This is a genomic window from Pseudomonas spartinae (assembly GCF_965197125.1).
GTDB lineage: Bacteria > Pseudomonadota > Gammaproteobacteria > Pseudomonadales > Pseudomonadaceae > Aquipseudomonas > Aquipseudomonas composti_A.
Genome location: NZ_CBDAMB010000010.1, coordinates 111,450 through 135,406 on the forward strand (window position 1 = coordinate 111,450; position 23,957 = coordinate 135,406).

The 23,957-nt window shown below is 64.5% G+C and carries 20 protein-coding genes and 1 pseudogene; 14 read left to right on the plus strand and 7 right to left on the minus strand.

The features are described 5' to 3' along the window. Positions 1-184 precede the first annotated feature (184 nt). Complete coding sequence (locus ACN8M7_RS20400; protein WP_490261961.1) at positions 185-952, minus strand: IclR family transcriptional regulator; 768 nt, start codon at positions 950-952, stop codon at positions 185-187. Positions 953-1,164: 212 nt separating this feature from the next. Between ACN8M7_RS20400 and ACN8M7_RS20405 the strand changes: the two genes are divergently transcribed. The 10 genes from ACN8M7_RS20405 to ACN8M7_RS20450 all read left to right on the plus strand — a co-directional run bounded on the left by ACN8M7_RS20405 (position 1,165) and on the right by ACN8M7_RS20450 (position 11,399). Beyond that, positions 1,165-2,715: an acetolactate synthase large subunit gene (locus tag ACN8M7_RS20405; RefSeq protein ID WP_490261962.1), complete on the plus strand. Its 1,551-nt coding sequence runs from the start codon at positions 1,165-1,167 to the stop codon at positions 2,713-2,715. A gap of 4 nt (positions 2,716-2,719) precedes the next feature. Continuing rightward, entirely contained in the window at positions 2,720-4,210 is a 1,491-nt protein-coding gene (locus tag ACN8M7_RS20410; protein ID WP_490261963.1) for an aldehyde dehydrogenase family protein, read from the plus strand. 24 nt (positions 4,211-4,234) lie between these two features. Further along, positions 4,235-5,029, plus strand: coding sequence for an SDR family NAD(P)-dependent oxidoreductase (locus ACN8M7_RS20415; RefSeq protein WP_490261964.1), 795 nt, complete (start codon positions 4,235-4,237; stop codon positions 5,027-5,029). Positions 5,030-5,042: 13 nt separating this feature from the next. Further along, positions 5,043-6,083 carry a glycosyl hydrolase gene (locus ACN8M7_RS20420; RefSeq protein ID WP_490261965.1) on the plus strand — a complete coding sequence of 347 codons (1,041 nt, stop codon included), beginning with the start codon at positions 5,043-5,045 and terminating at the stop codon, positions 6,081-6,083. An 11-nt stretch (positions 6,084-6,094) separates the two neighbouring features. Further along, complete coding sequence (locus tag ACN8M7_RS20425) at positions 6,095-6,544, plus strand: VOC family protein (RefSeq protein ID WP_490261966.1); 450 nt, start codon at positions 6,095-6,097, stop codon at positions 6,542-6,544. A 10-nt stretch (positions 6,545-6,554) separates the two neighbouring features. Continuing rightward, the gene (locus ACN8M7_RS20430; protein WP_490261967.1) at positions 6,555-7,157 is read left to right on the plus strand and encodes an amino acid synthesis family protein; all 603 of its coding nucleotides are present in this window, start codon (positions 6,555-6,557) and stop codon (positions 7,155-7,157) included. 14 nt (positions 7,158-7,171) lie between these two features. Further along, positions 7,172-8,020, plus strand: coding sequence for an alpha/beta fold hydrolase (locus ACN8M7_RS20435; protein ID WP_490261968.1), 849 nt, complete (start codon positions 7,172-7,174; stop codon positions 8,018-8,020). 18 nt (positions 8,021-8,038) lie between these two features. Then, a complete protein-coding gene (locus tag ACN8M7_RS20440; protein WP_490261969.1) occupies positions 8,039-9,643 on the plus strand; it encodes a bifunctional 3-(3-hydroxy-phenyl)propionate/3-hydroxycinnamic acid hydroxylase in 1,605 nt (534 codons plus the stop codon). Then, positions 9,640-10,380: a 2-keto-4-pentenoate hydratase gene (locus tag ACN8M7_RS20445; RefSeq protein WP_490261970.1), complete on the plus strand. Its 741-nt coding sequence runs from the start codon at positions 9,640-9,642 to the stop codon at positions 10,378-10,380. The genes ACN8M7_RS20440 and ACN8M7_RS20445 overlap by 4 nt, the downstream gene beginning before the upstream one ends. 74 nt (positions 10,381-10,454) lie before the next feature. Then, complete coding sequence (locus ACN8M7_RS20450; RefSeq protein WP_490261971.1) at positions 10,455-11,399, plus strand: helix-turn-helix domain-containing protein; 945 nt, start codon at positions 10,455-10,457, stop codon at positions 11,397-11,399. An 18-nt stretch (positions 11,400-11,417) separates the two neighbouring features. On the opposite strand, the gene ACN8M7_RS20455 is transcribed toward ACN8M7_RS20450, so the two are convergent. From ACN8M7_RS20455 to dapA, 4 genes and pseudogenes are all read right to left on the minus strand, one after another. Continuing rightward, positions 11,418-12,494, minus strand: coding sequence for an extracellular solute-binding protein (locus ACN8M7_RS20455; RefSeq protein ID WP_490261972.1), 1,077 nt, complete (start codon positions 12,492-12,494; stop codon positions 11,418-11,420). A gap of 25 nt (positions 12,495-12,519) precedes the next feature. After that, positions 12,520-13,362: a methyl-accepting chemotaxis protein gene (locus ACN8M7_RS20460; RefSeq protein ID WP_490262021.1), complete on the minus strand. Its 843-nt coding sequence runs from the start codon at positions 13,360-13,362 to the stop codon at positions 12,520-12,522. Positions 13,363-13,377: 15 nt separating this feature from the next. Continuing rightward, a pseudogene (locus tag ACN8M7_RS20465) lies at positions 13,378-14,604 on the minus strand (PDC sensor domain-containing protein); the annotation flags it as partial. Between the two features lie 34 nt (positions 14,605-14,638). Then, the gene (dapA, locus tag ACN8M7_RS20470) at positions 14,639-15,523 is read right to left on the minus strand and encodes a 4-hydroxy-tetrahydrodipicolinate synthase (protein WP_490261973.1); all 885 of its coding nucleotides are present in this window, start codon (positions 15,521-15,523) and stop codon (positions 14,639-14,641) included. A gap of 318 nt (positions 15,524-15,841) precedes the next feature. Between dapA and ACN8M7_RS20475 the strand changes: the two genes are divergently transcribed. The 4 genes from ACN8M7_RS20475 to ACN8M7_RS20490 all read left to right on the plus strand — a co-directional run bounded on the left by ACN8M7_RS20475 (position 15,842) and on the right by ACN8M7_RS20490 (position 21,635). Further along, positions 15,842-17,293, plus strand: coding sequence for an APC family permease (locus ACN8M7_RS20475; RefSeq protein ID WP_490261974.1), 1,452 nt, complete (start codon positions 15,842-15,844; stop codon positions 17,291-17,293). A 91-nt stretch (positions 17,294-17,384) separates the two neighbouring features. After that, complete coding sequence (locus tag ACN8M7_RS20480; protein WP_490261975.1) at positions 17,385-18,809, plus strand: aldehyde dehydrogenase family protein; 1,425 nt, start codon at positions 17,385-17,387, stop codon at positions 18,807-18,809. 71 nt (positions 18,810-18,880) lie between these two features. Further along, complete coding sequence (locus ACN8M7_RS20485) at positions 18,881-20,227, plus strand: aminotransferase class III-fold pyridoxal phosphate-dependent enzyme (RefSeq protein WP_490262022.1); 1,347 nt, start codon at positions 18,881-18,883, stop codon at positions 20,225-20,227. Positions 20,228-20,318: 91 nt separating this feature from the next. Beyond that, entirely contained in the window at positions 20,319-21,635 is a 1,317-nt protein-coding gene (locus tag ACN8M7_RS20490; RefSeq protein WP_490261976.1) for an alginate export family protein, read from the plus strand. Positions 21,636-21,723: 88 nt separating this feature from the next. On the opposite strand, the gene ACN8M7_RS20495 is transcribed toward ACN8M7_RS20490, so the two are convergent. Together ACN8M7_RS20495 and ACN8M7_RS20500 are read right to left on the minus strand one after the other, a co-directional pair. After that, on the minus strand, positions 21,724-22,788 hold the full coding sequence (locus ACN8M7_RS20495; RefSeq protein ID WP_490261977.1) for an ATP-binding protein: 1,065 nt from the start codon (positions 22,786-22,788) through the stop codon (positions 21,724-21,726). Next, positions 22,785-23,519 carry a response regulator gene (locus ACN8M7_RS20500; RefSeq protein ID WP_490261978.1) on the minus strand — a complete coding sequence of 245 codons (735 nt, stop codon included), beginning with the start codon at positions 23,517-23,519 and terminating at the stop codon, positions 22,785-22,787. The genes ACN8M7_RS20495 and ACN8M7_RS20500 overlap by 4 nt, the downstream gene beginning before the upstream one ends. Positions 23,520-23,957: the final 438 nt, after the last annotated feature.

Below are 23,957 nucleotides of genomic sequence, written 5' to 3' on the forward strand. Positions count from 1 at the left end.
TGGGCTCCGAAGTAGAAGCGCCCTCTGAGCGGTGCAGGGAGGGCGCGTGATGAATGCTCCCCAGGTCGAGAGGCGCTTTTGTTCGGAGATTTTTTTATTCAGCCACGATTTTTATCAATCTATTTTTGATAAAAAACTCAATATAAGAGATTTTTGAGATTTTATGAGGTGATATGTCGCCCTTTCATGCGTCTGAGGTGCTGTGCTGGGCCTGCATGTTGGTGGCGATCAGGCGCGTAGTCTGGATCACCAGGTCGATGACGCGCTCCTGGCGCAGCAGCTTGAAGGTGTCGGTAGTGCCGACCGCCGAGACGCTGCCGACCACTTCCTTGCCCTCCATGAGCATGATCGGCGCGGCGATGCCGGTGAGCCCCAGGTTCAGTTCGTCGTGGGTGATGCAGTAGCCATCCTTGCGGATCTTCTTTGCTGCGCGGGCGAACTCCGACCAGCTGCGACTACTGTAGGGGTTGTTGGGATCCTTGGAGATCTGCTCCTCGAACAGCTTGAGCAGGCGCCGGCCCTTCTGGTAGGCCACCAGCACCTTCGATTGCGCGCCACGAAACAGCGGCAGGGGATGACCTCGCCCGAAGGAGAAGTGGTACTGCTCGTTGGGGTCGGTGATGTAGGTGTTGATGATGTGGCCGTCGTAGAAAACGCTGGCGAACACCGCCAGACCGGTTTCCTCGGCCAGGCGCTGCATCGGTTCGCGGCCAGCGATGAGGATGGGGTCGTACTGCCGCATCATCCAGTCCAGTTCGATGATGCGTGGGCCCAGGGCGTAGTTGCCGGCGCCGACGCGGCTCAGTAGCCCGGCTTCGCAGAGATCCTTGACGTAGCGGTAGACCGTGGCGCGCGACAGCCCCATGCGCTCGGCGATGGTTTCCGGATCCAACTGCAGTTGCTGCGGGCCGAACAGGTCCAGTACCCCCAGGGTTTTGCTCAAGCTGCTCATGATGTTCCTTCCGGGTTCTGCCCGTGTGTGAGGGGCTGGTGGACGCGTGCCTCGAAGCATAGCTGGGAAATGGATTGTTTTTCGAGCGCATTTTTAGGCTTAAAAATCTCATTTATCTCGTATTTTGAGCTTTTTGATAAAAAATACTTGTTGGTATTGCAGTGCGATGCAATAAATCTCGCATTCGTCAACGCATGCCATGGGATCGTCAAATGAATGGTGCCGAACTCCTGATCGAAGCCGCTGCCGCCAGCGGGGTCGAATACTGCTTCGCCAACCCTGGAACCACCGAGATTCCGCTGGTGGCCGCTATCGCCAAGCATCCAGCGCTGAAACTCAAGCCTGTGCTGTCGCTGTTCGAGGGTGTTTGCACTGGCGCCGCTGATGGTTACGGACGCATCGCCGGCAAGCCGGCCATGACCCTGACCCACCTCGGCCCGGGCTTCGCCAACGGCATCGCCAACCTGCATAACGCCCGCCGTGCCAATACCCCCATCGTCAACGTGATCGGCGACCACGCCTCGTGGCACGTCAACTACGATCCGCCCTTGGCCAGCGATATCGAAGCCATGGCCGGCGCGGTATCCGGCTGGGTGCGCACCTCGCGTAGCGCCGAGCGTATCGGCGAGGATTTCCAGAGCGCTGTGCAGGCTGCCTGGCAGCCACGCGGGCAGATCGCCAGCCTGATCCTGCCGATGGATCTGCAGGCCAACCTGGTGTCGGCAGGTGCTGCGCACTTCGCGCCGCTGCTGGCGCCGATTCGCCGCCTGGCCGGTGACAAGGTCGAGCAGGTGGTGGCCGCACTCAAGGCCGGCAAGCGCCTGGTGTTCATCGTCGGTGACAGCGGCCTGACGGCCGAAGGCCTGGAGGCTGCTGGCCGCCTCGCCCACCTGCCGGGTGTGCGGCTGTTCGCCGAAACCTTCCCGCGGGTCAGCCATCGCGGTGGTGGCCTGCCGGATCTCGACCGCCTGCCGTACTTCCCGGAAGTGGCCATCGAAATTCTCGACCAGTACGACCTAGTGGTGTGCGCTGGCGTGCCGGAGCCGATCAGCTACTTCGGCTACGAAGGCATCGCCTCGCGCCTGGCCGAGCGTGACCGCCTGTTGTCGCTGGCCGAGGTCGGTGACGATGTGGTCGGCGCCATCACCGCCGTTGCTGACGCCCTGCAGGCGCCGGCCCATGTGCCTGTGCCGCAAGGCATCGAGATGCCGCCGGCCGAAGACGCGCTGTCGCCGCAGTCCATTGGCAAGGTGCTGTCGGCGGCCCTGACTCACGACTGCATCGTCTCTATCGAAGGCGGCACCTGCGGTTATCCCTTCTTCACTGCCTCGGCCGGCGCGGCGCGTCATCGCGTGCTGACCAACACCGGCGGCGCCATCGGTCAGGGCATTCCGGCCGGCTTCGGCGCGGCCCTGGCCGAGCGCGGCAACACGGTGTTCTGCCTGCAGTCAGACGGCAGCGCCCAGTACACCATCCAGACCCTGTGGAGCATTGCCCGAGAGCAACTGCCGGTGATCATCCTGATCGCTGCTAACCACCGTTACGCGATCCTGCAGAACGAGCTGCGTCGCTTCGGCGTCACCGAATTCGGCCCGCAGGCGCTGGCGCTGACCGAGCTGGATCGCCCACGCGTGGATTGGAAGGCCCTGGCCAAGGGGTACGGCGTACCGGCCAGCAGCGTGCGTACCAATGCCGAACTGCAGCAGGCGCTGGCCCGCGCCATCGCCTCTGCCGCCCCCTGCCTGATCGAAATGGAGCTGTAAGACCATGAGCGATATTGAGCTGTTGCCTGCGGTACGTGATTTTCTCAGTACACCACGTCGCCTGTTCATCGGCGGTTCCTGGCAGGACGCTGCCCTCGGTCAGACCTTCGCCGTAGAGAACCCTGCCAATGAGCAGGTGCTGTGCGAGGTCGCCGACGCCTCGGAAGCCGACGTCAACGCTGCCGTGGCGGCAGCTCGTGCTGCCTTCGAGGGGCCCTGGCGGCGCGAGACACCGGCCCGCCGTGGCCTGTTGATGATGCGCCTGGCCGACCTGATGGAGGCCCACGCCGAAGAGCTGGCGCAACTGATTACCCTGGAAAACGGCAAGCCCATCGCCAACGCCCGGGGCGAGGCAGCCAGTGCCGCCAACATCATTCGCTACTTCGCCGGCTGGCCGACCAAGATCGAGGGCAGCACCATACCCGTGTCGCCGGCCAGCGGCGCGCCGATGCTCAACTACACCCTGCGCGAGCCGGTGGGTGTGTGCGCGCTGATCGTGCCGTGGAACTTCCCCCTGACCATGTGCGTATGGAAGCTTGGCCCAGTATTGGCCACCGGCTGCACCGCCGTGCTCAAGCCCGCCGAGCAGACCCCGCTGGTAGCCGTGCGCCTGGTGCAACTGATCGAGCAGGCGGGCATTCCCGCCGGCGTGGTCAACCTGCTCACCGGCTTCGGTGCGCGCACCGGCGCACCGCTGGCCCAGCATGCCGACGTGGACAAGATCGCCTTCACCGGCTCGACCCAGGTCGGCCGGCTGGTCGCCCAGGCTGCCACCGGCAACATGAAGAAGGTGTCGCTGGAACTGGGTGGCAAGTCGCCGAACATCATCCTCCCCGACGCCGACATCGCTCGCGCCGCCAAGGGTGCCGCCGACGGCATCTTCTACAACCAGGGCCAGGTGTGCACTGCCGCCTCACGCCTGTACGTGCACGAAAGCGTACTCGACCAGGTGCTCGCTGAGCTGCGCCGCCATGCCACTTCCTACGTGCTCGGTTCCGGCCTGAATCCGGCGAGCAGCATGGGGCCGCTGGTTTCCGGACGGCAACTGGGCACGGTCAGCGGCTACCTGCAACGCGGCCAGGCCGAAGGTGCCGAGCTGATCTGCGGCGGCAAGCGCCCCGAGCATCTGGACAAGGGCCACTTCATCGAACCGACCGTGTTCCTCGACCGCGCCGAAAACGCCTGCGTGGCGCGCGAGGAAATCTTCGGTCCGGTGGTGACGGTAATGAGTTGGTCCGACACCGGCGAGCTGGTCAACCGCGCCAACGATTCCCCGTTCGGCCTGGCTGCCGGCCTATGGACGCGTGATCTGCGCGCCGCTCACCGCCTGGCTGCCGAACTCAAGGCCGGTTCGGTGTGGATCAACTGCTGGAACGTGGTCGATCCGGCCTCGCCTTTCGGCGGTTACAAGCAATCCGGCTGGGGCCGGGAAATGAGCAAGCACGTGATCGACGCCTACACCGAGACCAAGAGCGTCTTCGTCGATCTCGCCTGACCTGACAAAACAAGAGGATCAATCATGGATCTGCAACTCAAAGACCGCGTAGCCATCGTCACCGGCGGCGGCATGGGCATCGGTAAGGAAGTGGCGCGCTTTCTCTCCCAGGAAGGCTGCAAGGTGGTGATCTGTGCGCGGCGCATGGAGTACCTCAAGCAGGCTGCCGAGGAGATCAGCGCCGAGACCGGCAACGAAGTGCTGCCGCTGTTCTGCGACACCAATGAGATGAGCGCGGTGGCCGAGATGGTCGCCGAGACCCAGCGTCACTTCGGCCGCATCGACATCCTGGTCAACGGTGCTGCCGCGCCGTCCGGCGTGGTACGCAACGACATCGAGCACGCCGGTGACGATGAGCTGCTGTCGGATCTGAATACCAAGGTGATCGGCTACTTCCGCTGCGCCAAGGCAGTGACCCCGCACATGAAGGCCGCCGGCTTCGGTCGCATCATCAACATCGGTGGTCTGACCGGCCGCGGCAGCAAGGTGCTGTCGGGCATGCGCAACCTGGCCATCGCGCACATGACCAAGACTCTATCTGACCAGCTCGGCCCGGACGGCATCACCGTCAACCTGATTCACCCGGGCGTAGTCGACACCCCGCACATCCAGGAGCTTTACGAGCGCGAAGGCGTCAAGCAGGGCAAGACCCCGCAGCAGGTCGAGCAGGGTTACATCGACGCCACGCCGATCCGCCGCACCCTGCAACCCATCGAGATGGGCTGGCTGATCGGTTTTCTCGCATCGCCCAAGGCCGGCGCCATCACTGGCGAGTCCATCGGCATCGACGGCGGCCTGACTCGCGGTATCTTCATCTGAGGAGCAAGCAGCTATGAGCAACGGAACCTTTCTGGTCGCCACCGTTGGCCAGGCCATCATCCGCAGCGCCGACAACGGCGCCACCTGGCACCGCCAGGGCCTCGGCCAGCCGCTGGAGTTCGATGCGATCACCCGCTCGCTGAGCCTCGACCCGCAGCGCCCGGAAGTGATCTACGCCGGTGCCGATATCGGCCTGATCGTCAGCCACGACGTGGGCAGCCATTGGCAACTGGTGGACTCGCCGTTCAACGGGCAGACGGTGTGGAAGGTGGCGGTCGATCCGCAGGATCCGCAGCGCATCTTCGTCGGCACCGGCGCGCCGTCGCGTGCAGTGTTGTGGCGCACCCTCGACGCTGGGCAGAGCTGGTACCGCGTGCCGGTGGAAATTCCCGAGTTCTGCGCCGGTGTGAGCAAGCCGCGCCTGCTGGCCTTCGCCTACGACCCGTGCGACCGCAATCAGGTCTGGTTCGGCCTGGAGGAGGGCGGGCTGTTCCATAGCCGCGATGGTGGCGACAGCTTCACCCGTGTCGATGACCGCCTGCTGTGGGATTACAACTCGGACATCCACAACATCCTGGTTATGCCCAATCACGGCAAGAAGATCATCGTGGTGGTGTGCGTCAACGCCATCTACCGCAGTGAAGACGAAGGCCAGACCTGGAGCGGGCAACTGGCCAGGGACGACTTCGGTCTGTACTACGTGCGCGCCATGAATGCGCCGCTGGACAGCGAGGACACCGTCTACCTGAGCATTTCCGACGGCACGCCGGGCACCACCAGCAAGATTCTCGTCTCGCGCGATGCCGCCGCGACCTGGGAAGTGCTGCCGCTGCCGCAACAGCCCAACTCCTGCATCTGGGCCATCGGCATCAACCCGAGCAACCCACGGCAGATCATCGCCGGCACCAAGTACGGCCATCTGTTCACCTCGGAAAACGGCGGTGACGGCTGGCTCAAGCAGTGGCGCGACTTCAGCGAGATCGCTGATGTGCTTTGGACACCGGCGGTCGCGCAGATCAAGCCGGCGCATACCTCTGTCACCAGCAAGAAGTGAGGAGAAGCGCGATGAAAGTCGAGGTCGTACGTACCCATCTGTCCCTGTTCGTCAGCGATCCGGATGCTTCCGCGCTCTGGTATGCCGATGTGCTCGGCATGCATGAGAGTGCCCGTGGTGAGGCCTGGGTGATGATGGCTTTCGGCAGCAAGCACCATGATATCGCCCTGATTAAGGCCGCTCCCGGCGCTCATCATGGCGGCCTGGGCCTGCAGCACTACGGGCTGGAGATCGCCGGCGACATGACCACCCTGCGCCAGCTCTACGGCATGTTGCTGAGCAAGGGCGTTGAGGTGGTGAAGATCACCGACCACGAGATCGGCAACGGCCTGTATTTCAACGACCCGGACGCGAACCGTCTGGAGTTCTTCCTCGAGACCGATCACGACGACGAACGCGCCAAGGCTCGTTTCAAGGCCGCCTGCGCACCCAGTCGCAATATCACCCTCGACCCTCTTTAAGGACACGACCATGAAAGCGAGCAACTTTGCCAGCTACCACATCCGCAAGTGGTACAGCTTCACCGAGGAAACCCTGGCCAACGAGACCGGGCAACTGGCCGACGGTGAGCCGCTGTTCAAGTACGTCATCGCCGCCGCCGTGCATAACCCCTACGCCGGGCGTTTCAGCCAGGATTTGAGTCAGTTGATCGACGACTCGCCAGCCCTCGGTGAGGAGTTCGGCCGGCGCATCCGCGAGGTGGCTGGCGAGCGCCAGATCCTCAGCTATGGCAAGGCCTGCCTGGTGGGCGCCAATGGCGAGTACGAACACGGCAATGCCTTCCTCACCAACCCGGCAGCCGACCCGGTGCGCGTGGCCTTGGGTGGTGGCAAGTCCTGGGTGCCGTCCACCGGCAAGCGCGGCGCGCCGGGCTGCACCATCGACGTGCCGCTGGCGCACAAGGATGCGCTCTATGTGCGCGCCCAGTACGACACCATTTCGGTGACCTTCGGCGACGGCCCGGCCCCGGACGAAGTGATCATCATCTGGGCCTTCGCCACCCGTGGTCGCCTGCATGCGCGTCTGGGCGGTCTGCAGGCCAGCGATATCAAGGGCGATAACGGCCTGACCTGATCCGGAGTTTTGCGATGACCGTGCACAGCCAGTTCTTCAACAACCGCAGCGGGTTGCGTCTACATGTCCTGCGCTGGGGCAACCCCGAGGGTACGCCGCTGATCCTGCTGCACGGTCTGCGCGCCTACGCGCAGACCTGGGAGCCCCTGGCGCAGGCGCTGGGCGATGAGTTCTGCTGCTATGCCCTGGATCAGCGTGGACGCGGCCTGAGCGACTGGGCCGAGAGCAGCAGCTATCACACCCAGTCCTACGTGCAGGATCTGCAAGATCTGGTCGCGCACCTGGGGTTGCAGCGCTTCGCCCTGGTGGGTCACTCCCTTGGCGGGGCCAATGCGCTGGAGTACGCACGCCAGCATCCAGGTCGCCTGCTTGCCCTGGTGGTCGAGGACATCGGTCCCGGTTCGTCGAGTGTCGGCGACGGCGCCGAGCGCATCCGCCGCGAGATGCGCCAGACGCCGCTGCTGTTCGCTGATTGGGACGCGGCGCGGGCATTCTGGGTCAAGTCACGCCCCGGGCTTTCCGAGCAGGGCCTGCGTTCGCGTCTGGCCCACTCCATGCAGGAGACCGCGCAAGGCATCGTCTGGCGGCATGATCAGCAGGGCATCGCCGAGGCGCGCCTGAGCATCGAGCCGGTCGACCTGTGGCCGGCGGTGCGCGCACTGGATTGCCCGACGCTATTCGTCCGTGGCGGCAATTCGGATTTTCTGCCGCCAGCGACCCTGACGGCGATGCAGGAACACAACAGCAACATCCGCACGGTGGAGATCGCCGACGCGAGCCACTACGTGCACGATGACCAGAGCGACGCGTTCAACCGCATCGTTGCCGGTTATCTTCGGGAAATGACCAAGCCTTCAGAATAAAAAACGGGTGAGCGAAAGATGAAACGGGAAACTACCCAGGTCGTGATAGTCGGTGGCGGCCCCAATGGCATCACCGCGGCTCATTACATGGGCCTTTACGGCATCGACTGCGTGGTGCTGGAACTGGCCCAGGGCATCCTGCCGTACCCGCGTGCGGTGGGCATGGACGATGAGGCCCTGCGTGTGCTGCAGACCGTCGGGGTAGCCGAGCGTGCGCACCGCGACATGATCGCCAACGTGCCGCTGCGCTACTACAACGCGCGCGGCGTGTGCTTCGCCGAGGTCAAGCCGAGCGTCGCCGACTACGGTTGGCCGATGCGCAACATCTTCATGCAGCAGTTGCTCGAAGGCACCCTGCGCGAAGAGCTGGTGCGCCACGAGGGCGTCGACCTGCGCGAAGGCCACGAGATGTTGGCGCTGGATCAGGACGATGACGGCGTCACCCTGCAGGTGCGCGATGCGGGTGGTGAAACCTACGAGTTGTGTGCGCGCTACGTGATCGGCGCCGATGGCGGCCGCTCCTGCGTGCGCAAGCAACTGGGCATTCCCCTGGTCGGATTGACCCACCCGCGCAAATGGGTGGTGGTCGATGCCGCCAACGACACCCTGGATGCGCCCTACACCGCGCTGCACGCCGACCCGCAGCGGCCGTTCGTGTGCATCTACCTGCCGTACCGCCAACGCCGTTGGGAGTTCATGCTGCTCGAAGGCGAGAGCGAGGAAGCCATGTGCGAGGAGGGCAATATCCGGCGCCTGATCCGTGGCCATATCGGCGAGGCCGTGGATCAGCTGGAAATCGTCCGTATCCGCGCCTACACCCACAACTCGCGGGTCGCCGAGCGTTTCGTCAGTGGCCGCGTCGCGCTGATCGGCGATGCCGCGCACATCACCCCGCCCTGGGCCGGGCAGGGCCTCAACTCCGGCCTGCGTGACGTCGCCAACCTGTGCTGGAAGCTGGCGGCAGTGCTCAAGGGCCGCGCCAAGCCCTCGATCATCGACACCTACGACGTCGAACGGCGTGGCCATGCCACCGACCTGATCGCCCTGGCCGACAACATGGGCGCGGTACTGGGCATGACCAACCCGCTGGTGGCGGGGGTGCGTGACTGGCTGTTCCAGGCGGTGAACACCGTCGACAACCTGCGCTCGCACCTGGTGGAGTTCAAGTTCAAACCCAAGGCCACTCTGACCAAGGGCCTTGTGCATCACGAACGCCCGGACCTGAGCGAGGGCGATCTGGTCGGCCAGCTGTTCATCCAGCCGAACGTCGAGAACGCCGAGGGTCAGCGCCAACGCTTCGACGAAGTGCTCGGCCCCTGGTACGCGGTGATCGGTTATCGCTGCAACCCGCTGGAGCAGGTCAGCGCCGAGATGCAGGCCTACTGGCAGGGTCTGGAAACCCGCTTTATCCAGGTCAACCGTTCGCGCAGCGGTGCTCGCAACCAGCCGCTGAGCGCCGCTGGCGTGATCAGCGTGGAAGACCTCGATAACCGCCTGGGCGACTGGTTCTGCAAGGCCCGCGACAGCATCGTGGTGGTACGCCCGGATCGCTTCATCGCCGCCATTACCACGCCGGAGCGGCTCAACGAGGTGCTGGGCAAGCTGGCCCGGCAACTGTCATGAATGACCTGAACCAACTGCCTGCCGAGTTGCGCGAGGCGCTGCAGCAAGCGCAAGCCCTGCCCAAGCTGGAGCAGGCGTTGTCGCTGCAGCAGGGCTACAGCTTGCAGGGCGAGGCGCTGGCGCAGGCCAGCGTGGCCCTCGGCGGCTGGAAGGTGGCCCTGAGCGGCGCACTGGCCCAGGCACGGCTGGGGCTGAGCGAGCCGGTGTATGGCTGGCTCAGCGCCGACATGCAGCGCGCGTCCGACAGCGCGCTGCCGCTGGCGCAGCTCATCGCGCCCAAGCTGGAGGTGGAGGTGGCCTTCGAACTGGGCCGCGACATCGCCCCTGGCGAGCATGACGACGCCAGCCTATTGGCTGCGGTGCTCCGCATGGCGCCGGCCTTCGAGGTTGCCGACTGCCGCTGGCAAGGCTGGCGCTTCGATATCGGTGCGTTCCTGGCTGACGATGCCGCGGCGGCGCTGTATTGCCTCGGCCCCTGGCAGGCGTTCGACGCGCAGGCTTGCCGCCGTATCGATTGCCAACTGATGCATGACGATGCCGCGCTCGGCAGCGCCGAGGCCGGTGAGATTCCCGAGCAGAACCTGCTCTGGCTGCTGCGCCGCTTGTTGGCTGACGGTCAGCCGCTGCGCGCCGGCCAGGTGATTCTGTCCGGTGCACTGCTGGCGCCAATGGATGTGCAAAAGGGCCAATACAAGGTGCAGATGATGGGAGTAGAGTTGGCTCTACGCTTCGAATAACTAAGCTAAGAAAGCGCGTAGCCGTTCAGGGATGAGGGATTCCTGGCGGTGAATTGCGCAGAGAGGCGATGGTCATGTTCAGCGAGATTCGTTCCTTTTCCGACCCGCAGCAGCATGCCAGCTCCTTGCTGGGCTGGCAGCAGGTCTACGACCAGCAGAGCTGCGGGAGCTTTTCCAGTGAATTGCGTCAGGTGACTGCTGACCACTTCCAGATATTCCAGGAAAGCCTGGACAAGCGCATCGTGCAGTATGGGCGTTCGCCCAAAGGGCGTTTGTGTATCGCCCTGCTGATGAGTGCCGACCGTTCGCCGCTGGTGCTGGGGCAGAAGGTCGGCGCACACAACGTGGTGCTGCTGCGCGATGGCGAGGAATTCCTCCTGCATTCACCGGAAGGCCTGTGCTTTCTCGGCGCTAATGTCGATCTGGTGCGCTTCGCCAAGCTGGCCGCGCTGGAGCTGTCCTCGGACAAGCTCGAGCTGCTCAAGTCGATGCCGCAGCTGTCGCTTTCCGAGCCGGTGCTGCAGCGCGTGCGCCAGCGTATCTATCCAGTCTTCGAGTGCCTGCTGCAGCGCAGCGAGCCAGTCAATGCCGCCGTCGAGAAGATGCTCGAAGACACCCTGCTCGATGCCTTCCTCGACCTGTTCAGTCATGCCTCGGAAGAGGGGCGCGACCGGCGCGGCAGTTCCGCGGTGTGCGCCTATCTGGTCAAGCGCAGCCAGGAGTTGGCGATGGAGGCGGGCGCCGAGTCGCCGATCAGCATCATCGATCTGTGCGAGCAACTGCGCGTCAGCCGCCGCACCCTGCAGAACAGTTTTCAGGTGATCACCGGCACGCGGCCGGTGGAATACCTGCGCAACCTGCGCTTGAACGCGGTGCGCCGGCGCCTGGTCAGCACGCCGGCCAGCCGGCTCAAGGTCGGTGAAGTCGCGGCGGAGATGGGCTTTTATCACCTCAGTCATTTCGCCACTCACTACCGCGCCTTGTTCGGCGAATATCCCTCCGAAACGCGGCGCGCCTAGCGCCGTATCTCTCGTGCTTTATTGTGTCGTCGGCACCTGGCTGGCGGCACGTTTGAACTGCTGCCAGCTCTGCTCCAGCGTCTGCTTCTGAGCCGGTAGCAGGCTTTCCAGCAGATAGCTTCGGCGCCGCTGCGCCGGGCTCAGTACCTGCAGCGGATTTTCCGCGATCAGCGTCTGCAACGCGGCGGCTTCACTGGGCAGCGGGGCATAGAACTGGGTGGCGCGAGCATTGCGCACGATGTTGTCTGGTGCGATCAGAAAATCGATCAGGCGGTAGACCAGTTCGGGCTGGCCGGCATTGCTGGGAATGGCCAGGGTGTCGATGTAGATCGCGCTGCCTTCCTGCGGGATGCGGTAGGTCAGCTGCGGATTGTTCTGCATGGCCTTGAGGGCGTGGCCGCTCCAGGTCATGGCCAGGCACAGGCGGCCTGCTGCCAGCGCGTCGATATGTTCCCAGTTGTCCAGTGCGCGCAGCTGCGGTGCAAGCGGGACGAGCGTTTGCACGCTGCGGGCGATCTGCCGGTTGCCACTGGCGGACAGGCGCCGCCCCTGGTAGTTGAGCAGCACCGAGGTGACCTCTTCCGGGGCATCCGGCAGGCCGATACCGCACGCGCTGAGCCGGGCGGAATGCGCCGGGTCGAACAGCACTGCCCAACTGTTGGGCAAGGTGTCGGTATAGGTGGTCTGGGCCTTCTCGGTATTGACTGCAAGGCCGATCGAACCCCACAGGTAGGGCACGCTGTACTGATTGGCGCTGGGAATGCCGGCGAGTATCGACAGCAACCAGGGGTCGAGCTGCGCATAACTGGGCAGGCGTTTGCTGTCGATGCGGGTCAGACGCTGTTCGGCGATCAACTGCTTGAGCATGAAGTGGCTGGGCACTACCAGGTCGTAGGGCTTGCCGCTGCGCAGGGCCTGATCCAGCTCCTGCGCGGTGGTATAGGCCTGGTAGTCGACGCGGATGCCGGTCTGCGTCTCGAAGTCCTTGAGCACGGCGGGGTCGAAATAGTCCTTCCAGCTGTAGAAGCGAATCACGTCCTGGGCCTGTGCCTGCAGGCTGGTGGCGAGGAGCAGCGGATAGAGCAGACGTTTCATGAGGTGGCTCCTGGATATGCGGGGGTCAGGTACGGAAATGCTCCACCAGACGCTGTTGCTGGATAGACATATCGTGCAGGGATCGGCCGATATGTGATGACGCGTCAATCTGCGCCGTGAGTGTCGCGCTGATGCTGTGGATACCATCGACACGCTGGGCCACGTCCTCCAACCCAGCGCTTTGCGCCTGGGAGGCTTCGGCGATTTGCCGGTTCATGCGGTCGATCACGCCGATCGCCTCGCCGATGGTGTGCAGGGCAGTGTGGGTATCGTCGAGCAGGCCGACGCTGTTGCGCGCCTGTTCGCGGCTGCGATGCATGCCGCTGACCACGTCACGGCTGAGCTGCTGCAGGTTCTCCACCACCAGGCGGATCTTGCCCACCGAGTTCTGCGTGTTGTCCGCTAGGTGGCGCACCTCGTCAGCGACCACGGCGAAGCCGCGACCCTGATCGCCAGCGCGTGCGGCCTCGATGGCGGCATTTAGCGCGAGCAGGCTGGTCTGCTCGGCGATGGTGCAGATCACATCGAGCACCTGGCCGATTTCCTCGCTGCTGCCGGCCAGTGCCTGTACGTCCTGCATCGCGGCTTCGAGGCGCTGATCCAACTGAGTGATGGTTTCGGTGGTCCTGGCGAATGACTGCACGCCCTGCTGGCCAGCCTGATCGGCAGCGCGCGCAGCGTCGGCGGCCTGGGCCGAGCTGCCGGCGACTTCCTGGGCGCTGGCATTGATCTGTTGCAGCGCCACGGCCGCTTGCTCCACCTGCTGGTGCTGGCGGTGCATGCCGGCGTTGATGTCCTCGGCGACGCTGGCCGCGCGGTCGGCGGTTTCACGGGTGCTTAAGGCAGCCTTCTGGATCTCGCCAACCATCGGTTGCAGATGATCGAGAAAGCGATTGAAGCCGGTGACCAGCCGACCCAATTCGTCGCTGCGCTGCCTGGGCAGGCGCCGGGTCAGATCGCCGTCGCCCTCCACCAGTTCGTCGAGCATCTCGGCCACCCGTTGCAGTGGGCGGCTGATGCTGCGCGCCGTGAGGCCGATCAGCAGCACGCCAAGCAGGCTGACACCGAGCCCCAGGCCCAGGCTTTGCCACAGCGCATCCTGCTGGCCGTTGTCCATCTGCGTCTGCAGGCGTTGGGCGGGGGCGTGCAACTGTGCGTTGGGGATGTCGATATGCAGGTGCCAGGGCCGCGAATCGGTCAGGGGTTGCAATACCTGGCTCAGCTGCACGCTGTTGTCGGCGGGTGCGTTGGCGAACGGGCTGCCCAGCTTGTCGGGCTGGGCGCTGTGCCCGGCCAGCAGGTTGCTGGCGGAAAGGATGTAAACCGCGTTCTGGCCCTGATACAGCTCGGCGCTGAGCTCTTCGGTCAGGCGTTGCAGGGTGGCCAGGCTGATGTCGAAGCCCAGCACACCGATCACCCGGCCGTTGTCGAGCAGCGGGATGGACAAGCTGCTCATCAGCGTATTGTGGCCTTCCACCTCTACCGCATAGGGCTCAACCACGCAGGGTTTGCCGCTCTGCACCGGGCAGACGTACCAGGCGTTCTGCGGCTCTGCACCCGCTGGCGCCTGGTTGGCGTTGATGTTCTCTTCAGTCAGTGTCGCCTGCACCAGCTTGCCGGGTTCGCTTTGCGACCAGTACAGGGCGAAGCGGCCTTTCTCGTTGCTCGACACAGGTTCCTGAGCGATGAAATCATTGTCCTGGCCGTCGAGAGCATCTGCCTGCATCACCAGATAGATTCCGAGCGTTTTCGGACTGGCGAGCAGGGCGTCATGGATCAGTACGACCAGTTGCTGGCGCAACGTGTCGGCCGAGCCGGCACCGCCATCATGCTGCTTACGCAATTGCAGCACCTGCCCGGCGATGCCGTCACCGTACAGCTCCATGCTGCGAAAGAAGTGTTCGATGCGCAGTTTCTGCGCCACTGCGCTGGCGTCCAGTCGTGCCTGTGCCGACTCTTCGAGGATGCGCGTGCTCTCGCGCTTGAACAGCTCGACGTTGCGATGTACCTGGTAGAGGGTGATGCCGAGTACCACGGCGACCACGGCCAGCAGGCTACAGCCGCTGAGCAGGCTGATGCGCCACTGAATGCTGATGCGCTCGAAAGACATGATCGAACCTCCTGGTGGTGCACGGGCTGGGCTGTCAGGGCTGAGGTGTGATGAGGCAATCGTCCATGGCTTGCTGCACAAGGGGCTGGTGAGCCTGGGCGAGCCAGGTCAATGGCTCACGAATGCCCGCACGGATCAGATTCATCCGCTGCAGGGCCCACTTCACGGGGATCGGATTGGTTTGTGTGACCAGCGCGGCATGCAGGGGCTGCAGATAGCGCTGCAGGGCGCGGGCGTGCGTGGCATCGCCGGCCAGTGCCGCATCGCACAGCTTGGCCATGGCACGCGGGGCAACGTTGGCGGTGACCGAGATGTTGCCCTGACCACCCATCAGCATGAGTTCCGCAGCGCTGGCATCGTCGCCCGAATACAGGGCGAAGCCGTGCTGCACAAGTGGCAGCAGCGCCTGGGCACGGGCCAGATTACCGGTGGCGTCCTTGATGCCGACAATGGTGTCGAACTCGGCCAGCCTGGCCACTGTTTCCGGCAGCAGATCGCAGGCGGTGCGCGCCGGCACGTTGTAGAGAATCTGCGGGATGGGCACGGCCTGGGCGATTTCGCCGAAATGGCGGTACAGACCCTCCTGGGTTGGCCGCACGTAATAGGGCGTGACCAGCAGGCAGGCGTCGGCACCGATGTCTGCGGCTGCAGCGGTCAGGGCGATGGCTTCGCGGGTGCTGTTGCTGCCGGTGCCGGCGATCACTGGCAGGCGTCCGGCGACACGCATGACGATGCGCCTGACCACGTGCAGATGTTCCTTGAAATCGAGCGTCGAGCATTCACCGGTGGTGCCGACGGCGACGATGCCGTGGCTGCCTTCGTGCAGGTGGACTTCCACTAGGCGGTCGAGTGCGGCGTAGTCGATGGCGCCGCTTTCGCGCATGGGGGTGACGAGGGCAACGATGCTGCCACGGATCATGGTTTCAGGCCTCGGCTTGTTGTTCTTCTATCGTGGCGGGATGAGGCTCCCGCTGCGCGGCGTTGGCGCCACTATAGGAAGCGCAAAAGAGCTGGCGTTAGCCCAAATCGGCAGCGTCCTTGCACGCCCTGTTTGCGTGCATGCCTCCTGCTGGGGCGGGTCTTGCGATGCTGCCGATTTGGGCTAACGCCTGGTTGGGGATCGGCCTAGCATCGAAATCGCTAGCGTGACTACAACAATGAATTCGCTGGTCGGCATGAGCGGCACAAGCGGCTCACCGGTCTTCCAACGACTGCCTCATAAAACAAGGTCAAGAAAATGAGCGTATCCATGAGTCCGACCGTCAGCTCGACCGAGCTGCGGCGTGGCGCCCTCAGCGTCGGTTTCATCATCTTCTTCGTGGTTTCTGCGGCCAGCCCGCTGAGCGTACTGGCCGGTGGTTTCCCCATCGGCATCATGCTCGGCAACGGCGCCGGCACTCCCGTGCTGCTGGCACTGACGCTGCTGGTGCTGCTGACCTTCTCGGTGGGCTACACCACCATGGCCCGCCATGTGACCAACGCCGGCGGCTTCTATGCCTTCTCGGCACGCGGTTTGGGTGGCCTCGCCGGCGGTGCGGCCGGGGTGCTGGCGATGTTCGCCTACAACATCCTTCAGGTTGGCCTGTACGGCATGTTCGGCGGCGTGGCTGCCGGCACCATGGCCAGTGTGTTCGCCATCGACATGCCATGGTGGGTCTACTCGCTGCTGGCGATGGTTAGCATCGCCATCCTTGGCTACCGCAACATCGACCTGTCGGCGCGCGTGCTGTCGGTCATCGTTATCGCCGAGTACGTGGCCATCCTCACCCTGGATATCGCCATTCTGCGCAGCGGCGGCGAGCACGGTATCAACCTCGATTCGTTCAAGCCCGAACACGTGTTCAGCGGTAACCCGTCGATCGGTCTGCTGTTCTGCTTCGCCGCTTTCATCGGCTTCGAGGCCACCACCATCTATGGCGAGGAAGCGAAGAACCCGCAGCGCGCGATTCCCTTCGCCACTTATGCCTCGGTGCTGCTGATCGGCTGCTTCTATGCGCTGTCGATCTGGGCCATGGTGATTGGTGTCGGCTCCGACAAGATCGTGCCGCTGCTGCAATCGCTAGAAGACCCGACCACCTTCATCTACGGCCTGTCCGATCACTTCGTCGGTGCCGAGCTGACCCAGGTGATCCGCGTGCTGTTCTTGATCAGCATCTACGCCGGCCTGCTGGCCTTCCACAACTCGGCAGCGCGCTACTTCTACGCCACCGGTCGTGATGGTCTGCTGCATGGCCTGCTGGGTACCACCCACCGCATCCACCAGAGCCCGCACATGGGCTCGGCCCTGCAGACCCTGATCGCCGCCGTGGTGGTGCTGATCTTCGCCGCCGCCGGCGCTGACCCGATCCTGCAGCTGTTCGCCTGGTTCTCCAGCCTGGCTGCGCTGTCGCTGATCCTGCTCATGGCGCTGACCTCGGTAGCCGTGCTGGCTTACTTCCACAAGCACCCGGAGCTGGGCCTGGGCCTGCTGCGCCGCTTCATCATGCCGGCGTTCTCCGGCCTGGCGTTGATCTGCGTGCTGGTGGTTGCGGTGATCCACTTCGAGGTGCTGACAGGCTCCAGCAAGCTGCTCTCCTACGGGCTGTGCATCCTGATCCCTATCTCCCTCTTCGTCGGCGTAATGCTCGCCGCACGTCTGCGCCGGGTTGCCCCCGAGCGCTTCCAGGCACTGGGCAGCCACAGGCTCTGAGCGGCTGCCAGGCATTCATCCATCACGTCACACACACCACCAGCTAACCGCCGTGCACGTCGTGTCGCCGGCGGCCAAGGGGATGCTTCATATGAACGATTATCAGATGCTCATCGACGGTGCCCGGGTGGCGGGCGAGGGCGATCCCTTCGAGGTGATCAACCCTGCCACCGGGCAAGCTTTCGCCCTGTGCCCGGCCGGCACCGTGGCGCAACTGGAGCAGGCCGTGGTGGCTGCCCAGCGCGCGTTCACGAGCTGGGGCCGCAGCTCATGCGCCGAGCGTTGTGAGCGACTGCAACTGATCGCCGCTGACATCGAGCGCAAAGCCGATGAGCTGGCCAGGCTGATCGTCCTGGAACAGGGCAAACCGCTGGCGCTGGCGTTCTCCGAAGTCATGGGCGGGGTCGCCTGGACGCGCTACGCCGCCTCTCAGGAACTGCCGGTGGAACTGGTCGAGGAAACCCCGACCCAGCGCGTCGAGCTGCACCGCAAGCCGCTCGGCGTGGTGGCCTCGATCACCCCGTGGAACTGGCCGTTCATGATCGCCATCTGGCACATCATGCCGGCGCTGCGCGCAGGCAACTGTGTGATCAGCAAGCCATCGAGCCTGACCCCGCTGAGCACCATCCGCCTGGTCGAAATCATCGCCCGTCACGTGCCGGCCGGGGTGATCAACATCGTCACCGGCGAACGTGGCTTCGGCAGCGCCATCGCCAGCCATCCGGGCATCCACAAGATCGTCTTCACCGGCTCCACCGAGACCGGCCAGCGGGTGATGCAGGCCGCGGCCGGCAACCTCAAGCGCCTGACCCTGGAGCTGGGTGGCAATGATGCTGCCATCGTCCTGCCCGGTACGCCGGTCGAAGCGGTAGCCGAGGACATCTTCCAGGCCGCCTTCCTCAACATGGGCCAGACCTGCGCCGCACTCAAGCGTCTGTACGTGCACGAGTCGCAGTACCAGGCGTTCGCCGAGGCACTGGCCGTCATCGCCCTGCGCCAGGTGGTCGGTGATGGCCTGGAAGAGGGCGTCACCTTCGGCCCGGTGCAGAATCCCGAGCAACTGGAGCTGGTCGCCGAGCTGGTGGACGACGCCTGCGCCAAGGGCGGCCAGGTGCTGTGTGGCGGTGCGCCGCTGCCGCGCGCTGGCTTTTTCTACCCGCCAACCATCGTCACCGGCGTCAGCGACGGCCACCGCCTGGTGGACGAGGAGCAGTTCGGCCCGGTGCTGCCACTGATCGCCTACCGCGACGTGGAGGACGCACTGCGTCGCGCCAACGCCAGCACCATGGGCCTCGGCGGCTCGGTGTGGGGCCCGGATGCGGCTGCCGCGCAGGCTGTCGCGGCGCGCCTGGAAAGCGGCGTGGCGTGGGTCAACTGCCACGCCCAGATTCAACCCAACACCCCGTTCGGCGGCTGCAAGATGTCCGGTTTCGGCGTCGAGTTCGGCCAGGAAGGGCTGCTGGAATTCACCACGCAGCAGCTGTTGTTCGTCCGCAAGCCTGCGGCTCAGCAGTGAGGATCACCACCATGTCGACCAATGCCATGTTCAAGCACAGCGAAACTCCCGAAGCAGCGCAGGGCGAAGCCATGTACGCGAAATACAAGACAGCGGAAAAGAAATTCTGGCACCCGATGAGCGCCTCGGCGCCGGCCAATCGTGCCAAGACCCTGATCATCGCCCGCGGTGACGGTAACTACATCACCGACATCGAGGGCAACCGCATGCTCGATGGCGTTGGTGGCCTGTGGAACGTCAACGTCGGCCACAACCGCCCGGAAGTGAAAGCCGCTATCGCCGCACAGCTTGACGAGCTGGCCTACTACCAGACCTTCGACGGCATCGCCCATCCACGCGTGTTCGACCTGGCCGAGCGCCTGACCTCGATGTTCGCCCAGGAGAAAATGGCCCGCGTGCTGTTCAACTCCGGCGGCTCCGATGCCGTTGAAACCGCACTGAAGATGGCGCGCCAGTACTGGATCGCCTCCGGCCAGCCGGGCCGCACCCGCTTTCTTTCGCTGCGCAACGGTTACCACGGCGTGCACGTCGGTGGAACTTCGGTCGGCGGCAATGGCGTCTACCACTATAATCACGGCCAACTGCTCGCCGGTTGCCACCTGCTCGATACCCCCTGGCTGTATCGCAATCCCTGGGATTGCGCCGACGCCGAGCAACTGGTCGAGCATTGCATTCGCCAACTGGAAGACCAGATCGCCTTCCTCGGCGCCGGCACCATCGCCGCTTTCATCGCCGAACCGGTGCAGGGCGCTGGCGGCGTGATCGTGCCACCGTCGGCTTACTGGCCGCGCCTGCGCGAAGTCTGCGACCGCCACGGCATCCTGCTGATCGCCGACGAAGTGGTCACCGGCTTCGGACGCAGCGGCTGCATCCTCGGCAGCCGTGGCTGGGGCGTGGCGCCGGACATCCTGTGCCTTGCCAAGGGCATTTCCGCCGGCTACATCCCGTTGGGCGCCACGGTATTCAACCAGCGCATCGTCGATGCCATCGAGAATGCCCCCGGCTTCGCCAACGTGATCATGCATGGCTACACCTACAGCGGTCATCCGACTGCCTGCGCGGCTGCCCTGGCTGTGCTGGACATCGTCGAGAAGGAAGATCTGCCGGGCAACGCAGCCAAGGTTGGCGCGCACCTGATCGCAGGACTCAAGCCGTTGAGCGAGCAGTTTGATGTGGTCGGTGAAGTGCGCGGCAAGGGCCTGATGATCGCCCTCGATCTGGTCGCCGACAAACGCACCCGTCAGCCGCTCGACCCGGCGTCGGGCCAGGCCTCGCGCATCGCCGAAGCGGCGCGCGCGCAAGGCGTGCTGGTTCGTCCGGTGGGCAACAAGATCATCATCTCGCCGCCTCTGACCCTCACCACCAGTGAAGCCGACCTGATCGTCGACGCGCTGAGCCGCGCCCTGACCACGCATTGAACCTGCCAGCCCGCGCCTCTCGGCGCGGGCGCTTATCCCTCCCGCCAAACCAATAAGAACGCCTGCACACGCACTGAGGAGCTCAATGAAGATGAATGTACGACACAGCAGCAAGCTCGCCATGGCCCTGGCCGTTAGCGCGGCACTGTCCGGGCAGGCCCAGGCCTACGAGCTTTACGCCGATGACGACACCCAGCTGAACGCCGACGTACTGGCCGTCTTCGGCATGATGAACAGCCGCAAGAACTACGACGGCACCACGGGGGGCTCCACCTGGCGCGAAGGTTTCATCAAGTACGGTCTCAGTGGCCAACAGGGGCTGGGCAGTGCTGGTAGCTTGTACGGGGCTTTCGCAATGGTCAGCTCGCGCACCTGGGGTGATGGTGATCCGGCTGGCAATACCATCGGCACCGAGCGCACCACCAAGATCGAAGATGCCTACCTGGGCTGGCGTTCGGGGGACCTGTTTCCCGTGCTGGGCAAGGATGGCGTGGATTTCTCCGCCGGGCGCCAGGTGGTCAAGCTGGGGCGCGGCTTCCTGATCAACGACGATGGCCCGAACCTGGGCAAGGGCCCGGCAGATGGTGACCTCAATCGCGGCGGCGCCTACTACATTGCCGCACGGCATGCTTTCGACCGCACTGCCGTGCTGCGTCTGGGCGGCGAGGAAGGTCTGCATGGTTCGGTGGTCTGGCTCAAGTCCGACAACCGTGCCCAGGCTGAAACCGAGCTGGCCGCCGGCACCCTGGATTACACCACTGAGGCCGGCACTCTGGGACTGACCTGGGTGCATGGCCTGGACGTCAACCAGCGTTGGGCCAGCCCGATCCAGAGCGAGCGCGACAATCTCGACGTCTACAGCATTCGTGGTGAAGGCAATGCCGGCATCGAGAATGCCAATTTCGCCTTCGAATATGCCTGGCAGGATGTCGACACCGGGGTAGAAAAAGCCTGGTACGCCGAGGCTGGCTATACCTTCGCCGACGCGCCCTGGTCGCCCAACCTGACCTATCGCTACACCCGTTACTCGGGTGGCTGGGATTCGCTGTTCACCGGCCTCAGCACGGGTTATGGCACCTGGCTGCAGGGCGAAGTGGCCTCCAACTATTCCGGCCCCTTCAACACCAACACTGGCATCCATCATCTGGGCCTGAAGGTCAACCCGATGGAAAGGCTCACCCTGGGCGCCTTGTACTTCGACTACAGCACCCTGCATGAGCGGAGCAGCCTGAATTTGGATGCCCGCGAGCTGGATCTGTATGCCGAGTGGGTGGTTAGCGACAACCTGATCATCAGCCCGCTGGTGGGCCTCTATCAACCGAAGAAGAGCGCCGACAATGGCGGCAATCAGGTCGGTGGCAATGGCACCAATGTGTACAGTCAGCTGATGGTCATCGTACCGTTCTGACGTGAGCGATACCCTCTTGGCGTGACCGGGCTTTGCTCCTAACCACGCTCTAGTCGCGTGTCACGCAGCCGCCTTCTGGCGGCTGTTTTTATGACAGCAACGGCCAGCTCAGAACGAAGCGGCTGCCACCCTTGGCCGATGCCTGGCAGAAGGCCTTCCCGCCATGCGCCTCGATGATGGCCTTGACCACTGCCAGGCCCAGGCCGCTACCGCCGCTCTTGCGTGAGCGCGACGGGTCGCCACGGCGAAAGGCCTCGAAGATGTCGGTTGCCAGGGCGCTGTCGATACCGGGGCCGTCGTCTTCCACGCTGAGCTGGCAGTCGTCACCTACTCGCTCCAGGCGCACCTTGAGGTTGCCTGGGTCGGCATGGCGCAGGGCGTTTTCTAGCAGCGCCATCAGTGCCTGGCGGATGCGCACGGCATCGCACTCCACCAGCAGCCCAGCGTCCAGCTCCTGCCACAGGTTAAAGCCCTTCTTTGCCAGCGGCGTGGCGAAGGCCTGCAGCACGCTGCCCAGTTCATCGGCGAGACGCACGCTGGCCCGTTGCACTTCCAGGTGGCCGCTGTCGTTGAGGCTCAGCACACGCAGGTCTTCGATCAGGTGGTTGAGGCCTTCGACCTGGCGCAGCAAGCCCTCGAACAGCTCGCTGCTGGGGCTGAACACGCCTTCGGCCAGGCCTTGCAGGCGGCCGCGCAGGATTGTCACCGGAGTGCGCAGTTCGTGGGCGATGGCGGCGTTCCAGAACTCGCGTTCGCGGGTCATGCTCTGCAGGCGCTCGGCCATGGCGTTGAAGTCGCGCACCAGTTGTGCGGTTTCGCCCATGGCCTGTGCGTCCAGCGGTGCGCGCGCGTCGAGCTTGCCCTGGGCCACTTCGCGCAGGCTGTGTGCCACCGAATTCAACGGCGTGATCAGGCGCCGTGACAGGCGTATGGCGACGAACACCGCCATGCTCAACGCGGCGATGATGGTGCAGACGATCCACACCAGCTCCAGGCGCGAGGGCACCATGGTGTCGGAGATGCTGCCTGGCAGGTAGGTCACGGCGAAGGCGTAGAAGATGTAGGTACCAATCACGGATAGGCAGATGATGCCCAGCGCCATTACCGCCAGTGACTGGATGATCTGTCGACGCAGGCCCGGTGCCGGTTTCATGGCTCGACGCCGAAGCGATAGCCCACGCCCCAGACGCTGGCCGGCACGCCCTGGATGTCGAGCGCTTCGAGCTTCTTGCGCAGCTTGCTGACGTGGCTGTCCACGGTGCGCTCCTGGGTGTCGCCTTCGGGCAGGCAGGTGACCAGCAGCTCAGCACGGCTGAACGCCCGTTTCGGCGCGCGCATCAGGCAGGCCAGCAGTTTGAACTCGGTCAGGGTCAGCTCCAGCGTTTGCTGCTGATCATCGACCATCACGCTGGCCTCGTGGCTGTCCAGGTCGATCTGGAACGGCCCGACGCGCAGCATCTGCGTGGCAGCAGGCGCGCTGCCCCGTGTACGCCGCAGCACCGCCTGCACCCGCGCCACCACCTCAGCCGGGTTGAAGGGTTTGACCACGTAGTCGTCGGCGCCCAGGCGCAGCCCCATCAGCTTGTCGATGTCCTGATCGAGCGCAGTGAGCATGATCACCGGGGTGTCGCCACGGGAGCGGATTTCGCTGAGTACCTTCCAGCCATCGAACACCGGCATCTGCACATCGAGCAGCAGCAGGTCCGGCTTGAGCGTCTGGTGCAGGGCCAGGGCCTGCTGGCCATCGCTGGCGTGCTGGGTGCGCAGGCCGCTGCGCTGCAGGTAGGCGATGAGGATGTCGGCGATCTCGGCCTCGTCCTCGGCGATCAGCACCAATGCCGGGGCAGGGGAGGCAGTGCTGGTACGGGCGTGGGGATCGGACATGGGCGGGCTCGCGCAGAGGGGCGGCAAATACTATCGCGGCCTCCATGCTTTCTCCACATAGCCTCGAATCATTCGCAACAGCACCGCTTCAGACTGCAGCCTCGATCAGCTCCCGGTCGCCATCAGGTCACCGGAGCCTAGCGTGCAACGAGGAGTGGGTTATGGGCAGTAAACAGCGGCATCTGGGCATCGTGCTCGCAGGGCTAGCCGTATGGGCTCTGACAGGCTGCGACGCCGCGCCTGAGCAAAGCGAGGCGGCCGCGCCGCTGCAGGTGTCGGTGCTGACATTGCAGACGCAGGAGCTGTCGGTCAGCGAGGACCTGCCAGCCCGTGTGGCCGCCGTGCGCAGCGCCGCAGCCGCCTTGCAGAGCACCGAGGCGACCCTGGCGGGCGGGTGTGGAGACCGAGTGCCTAAGCCCGATGATGCACGCCCCTTGG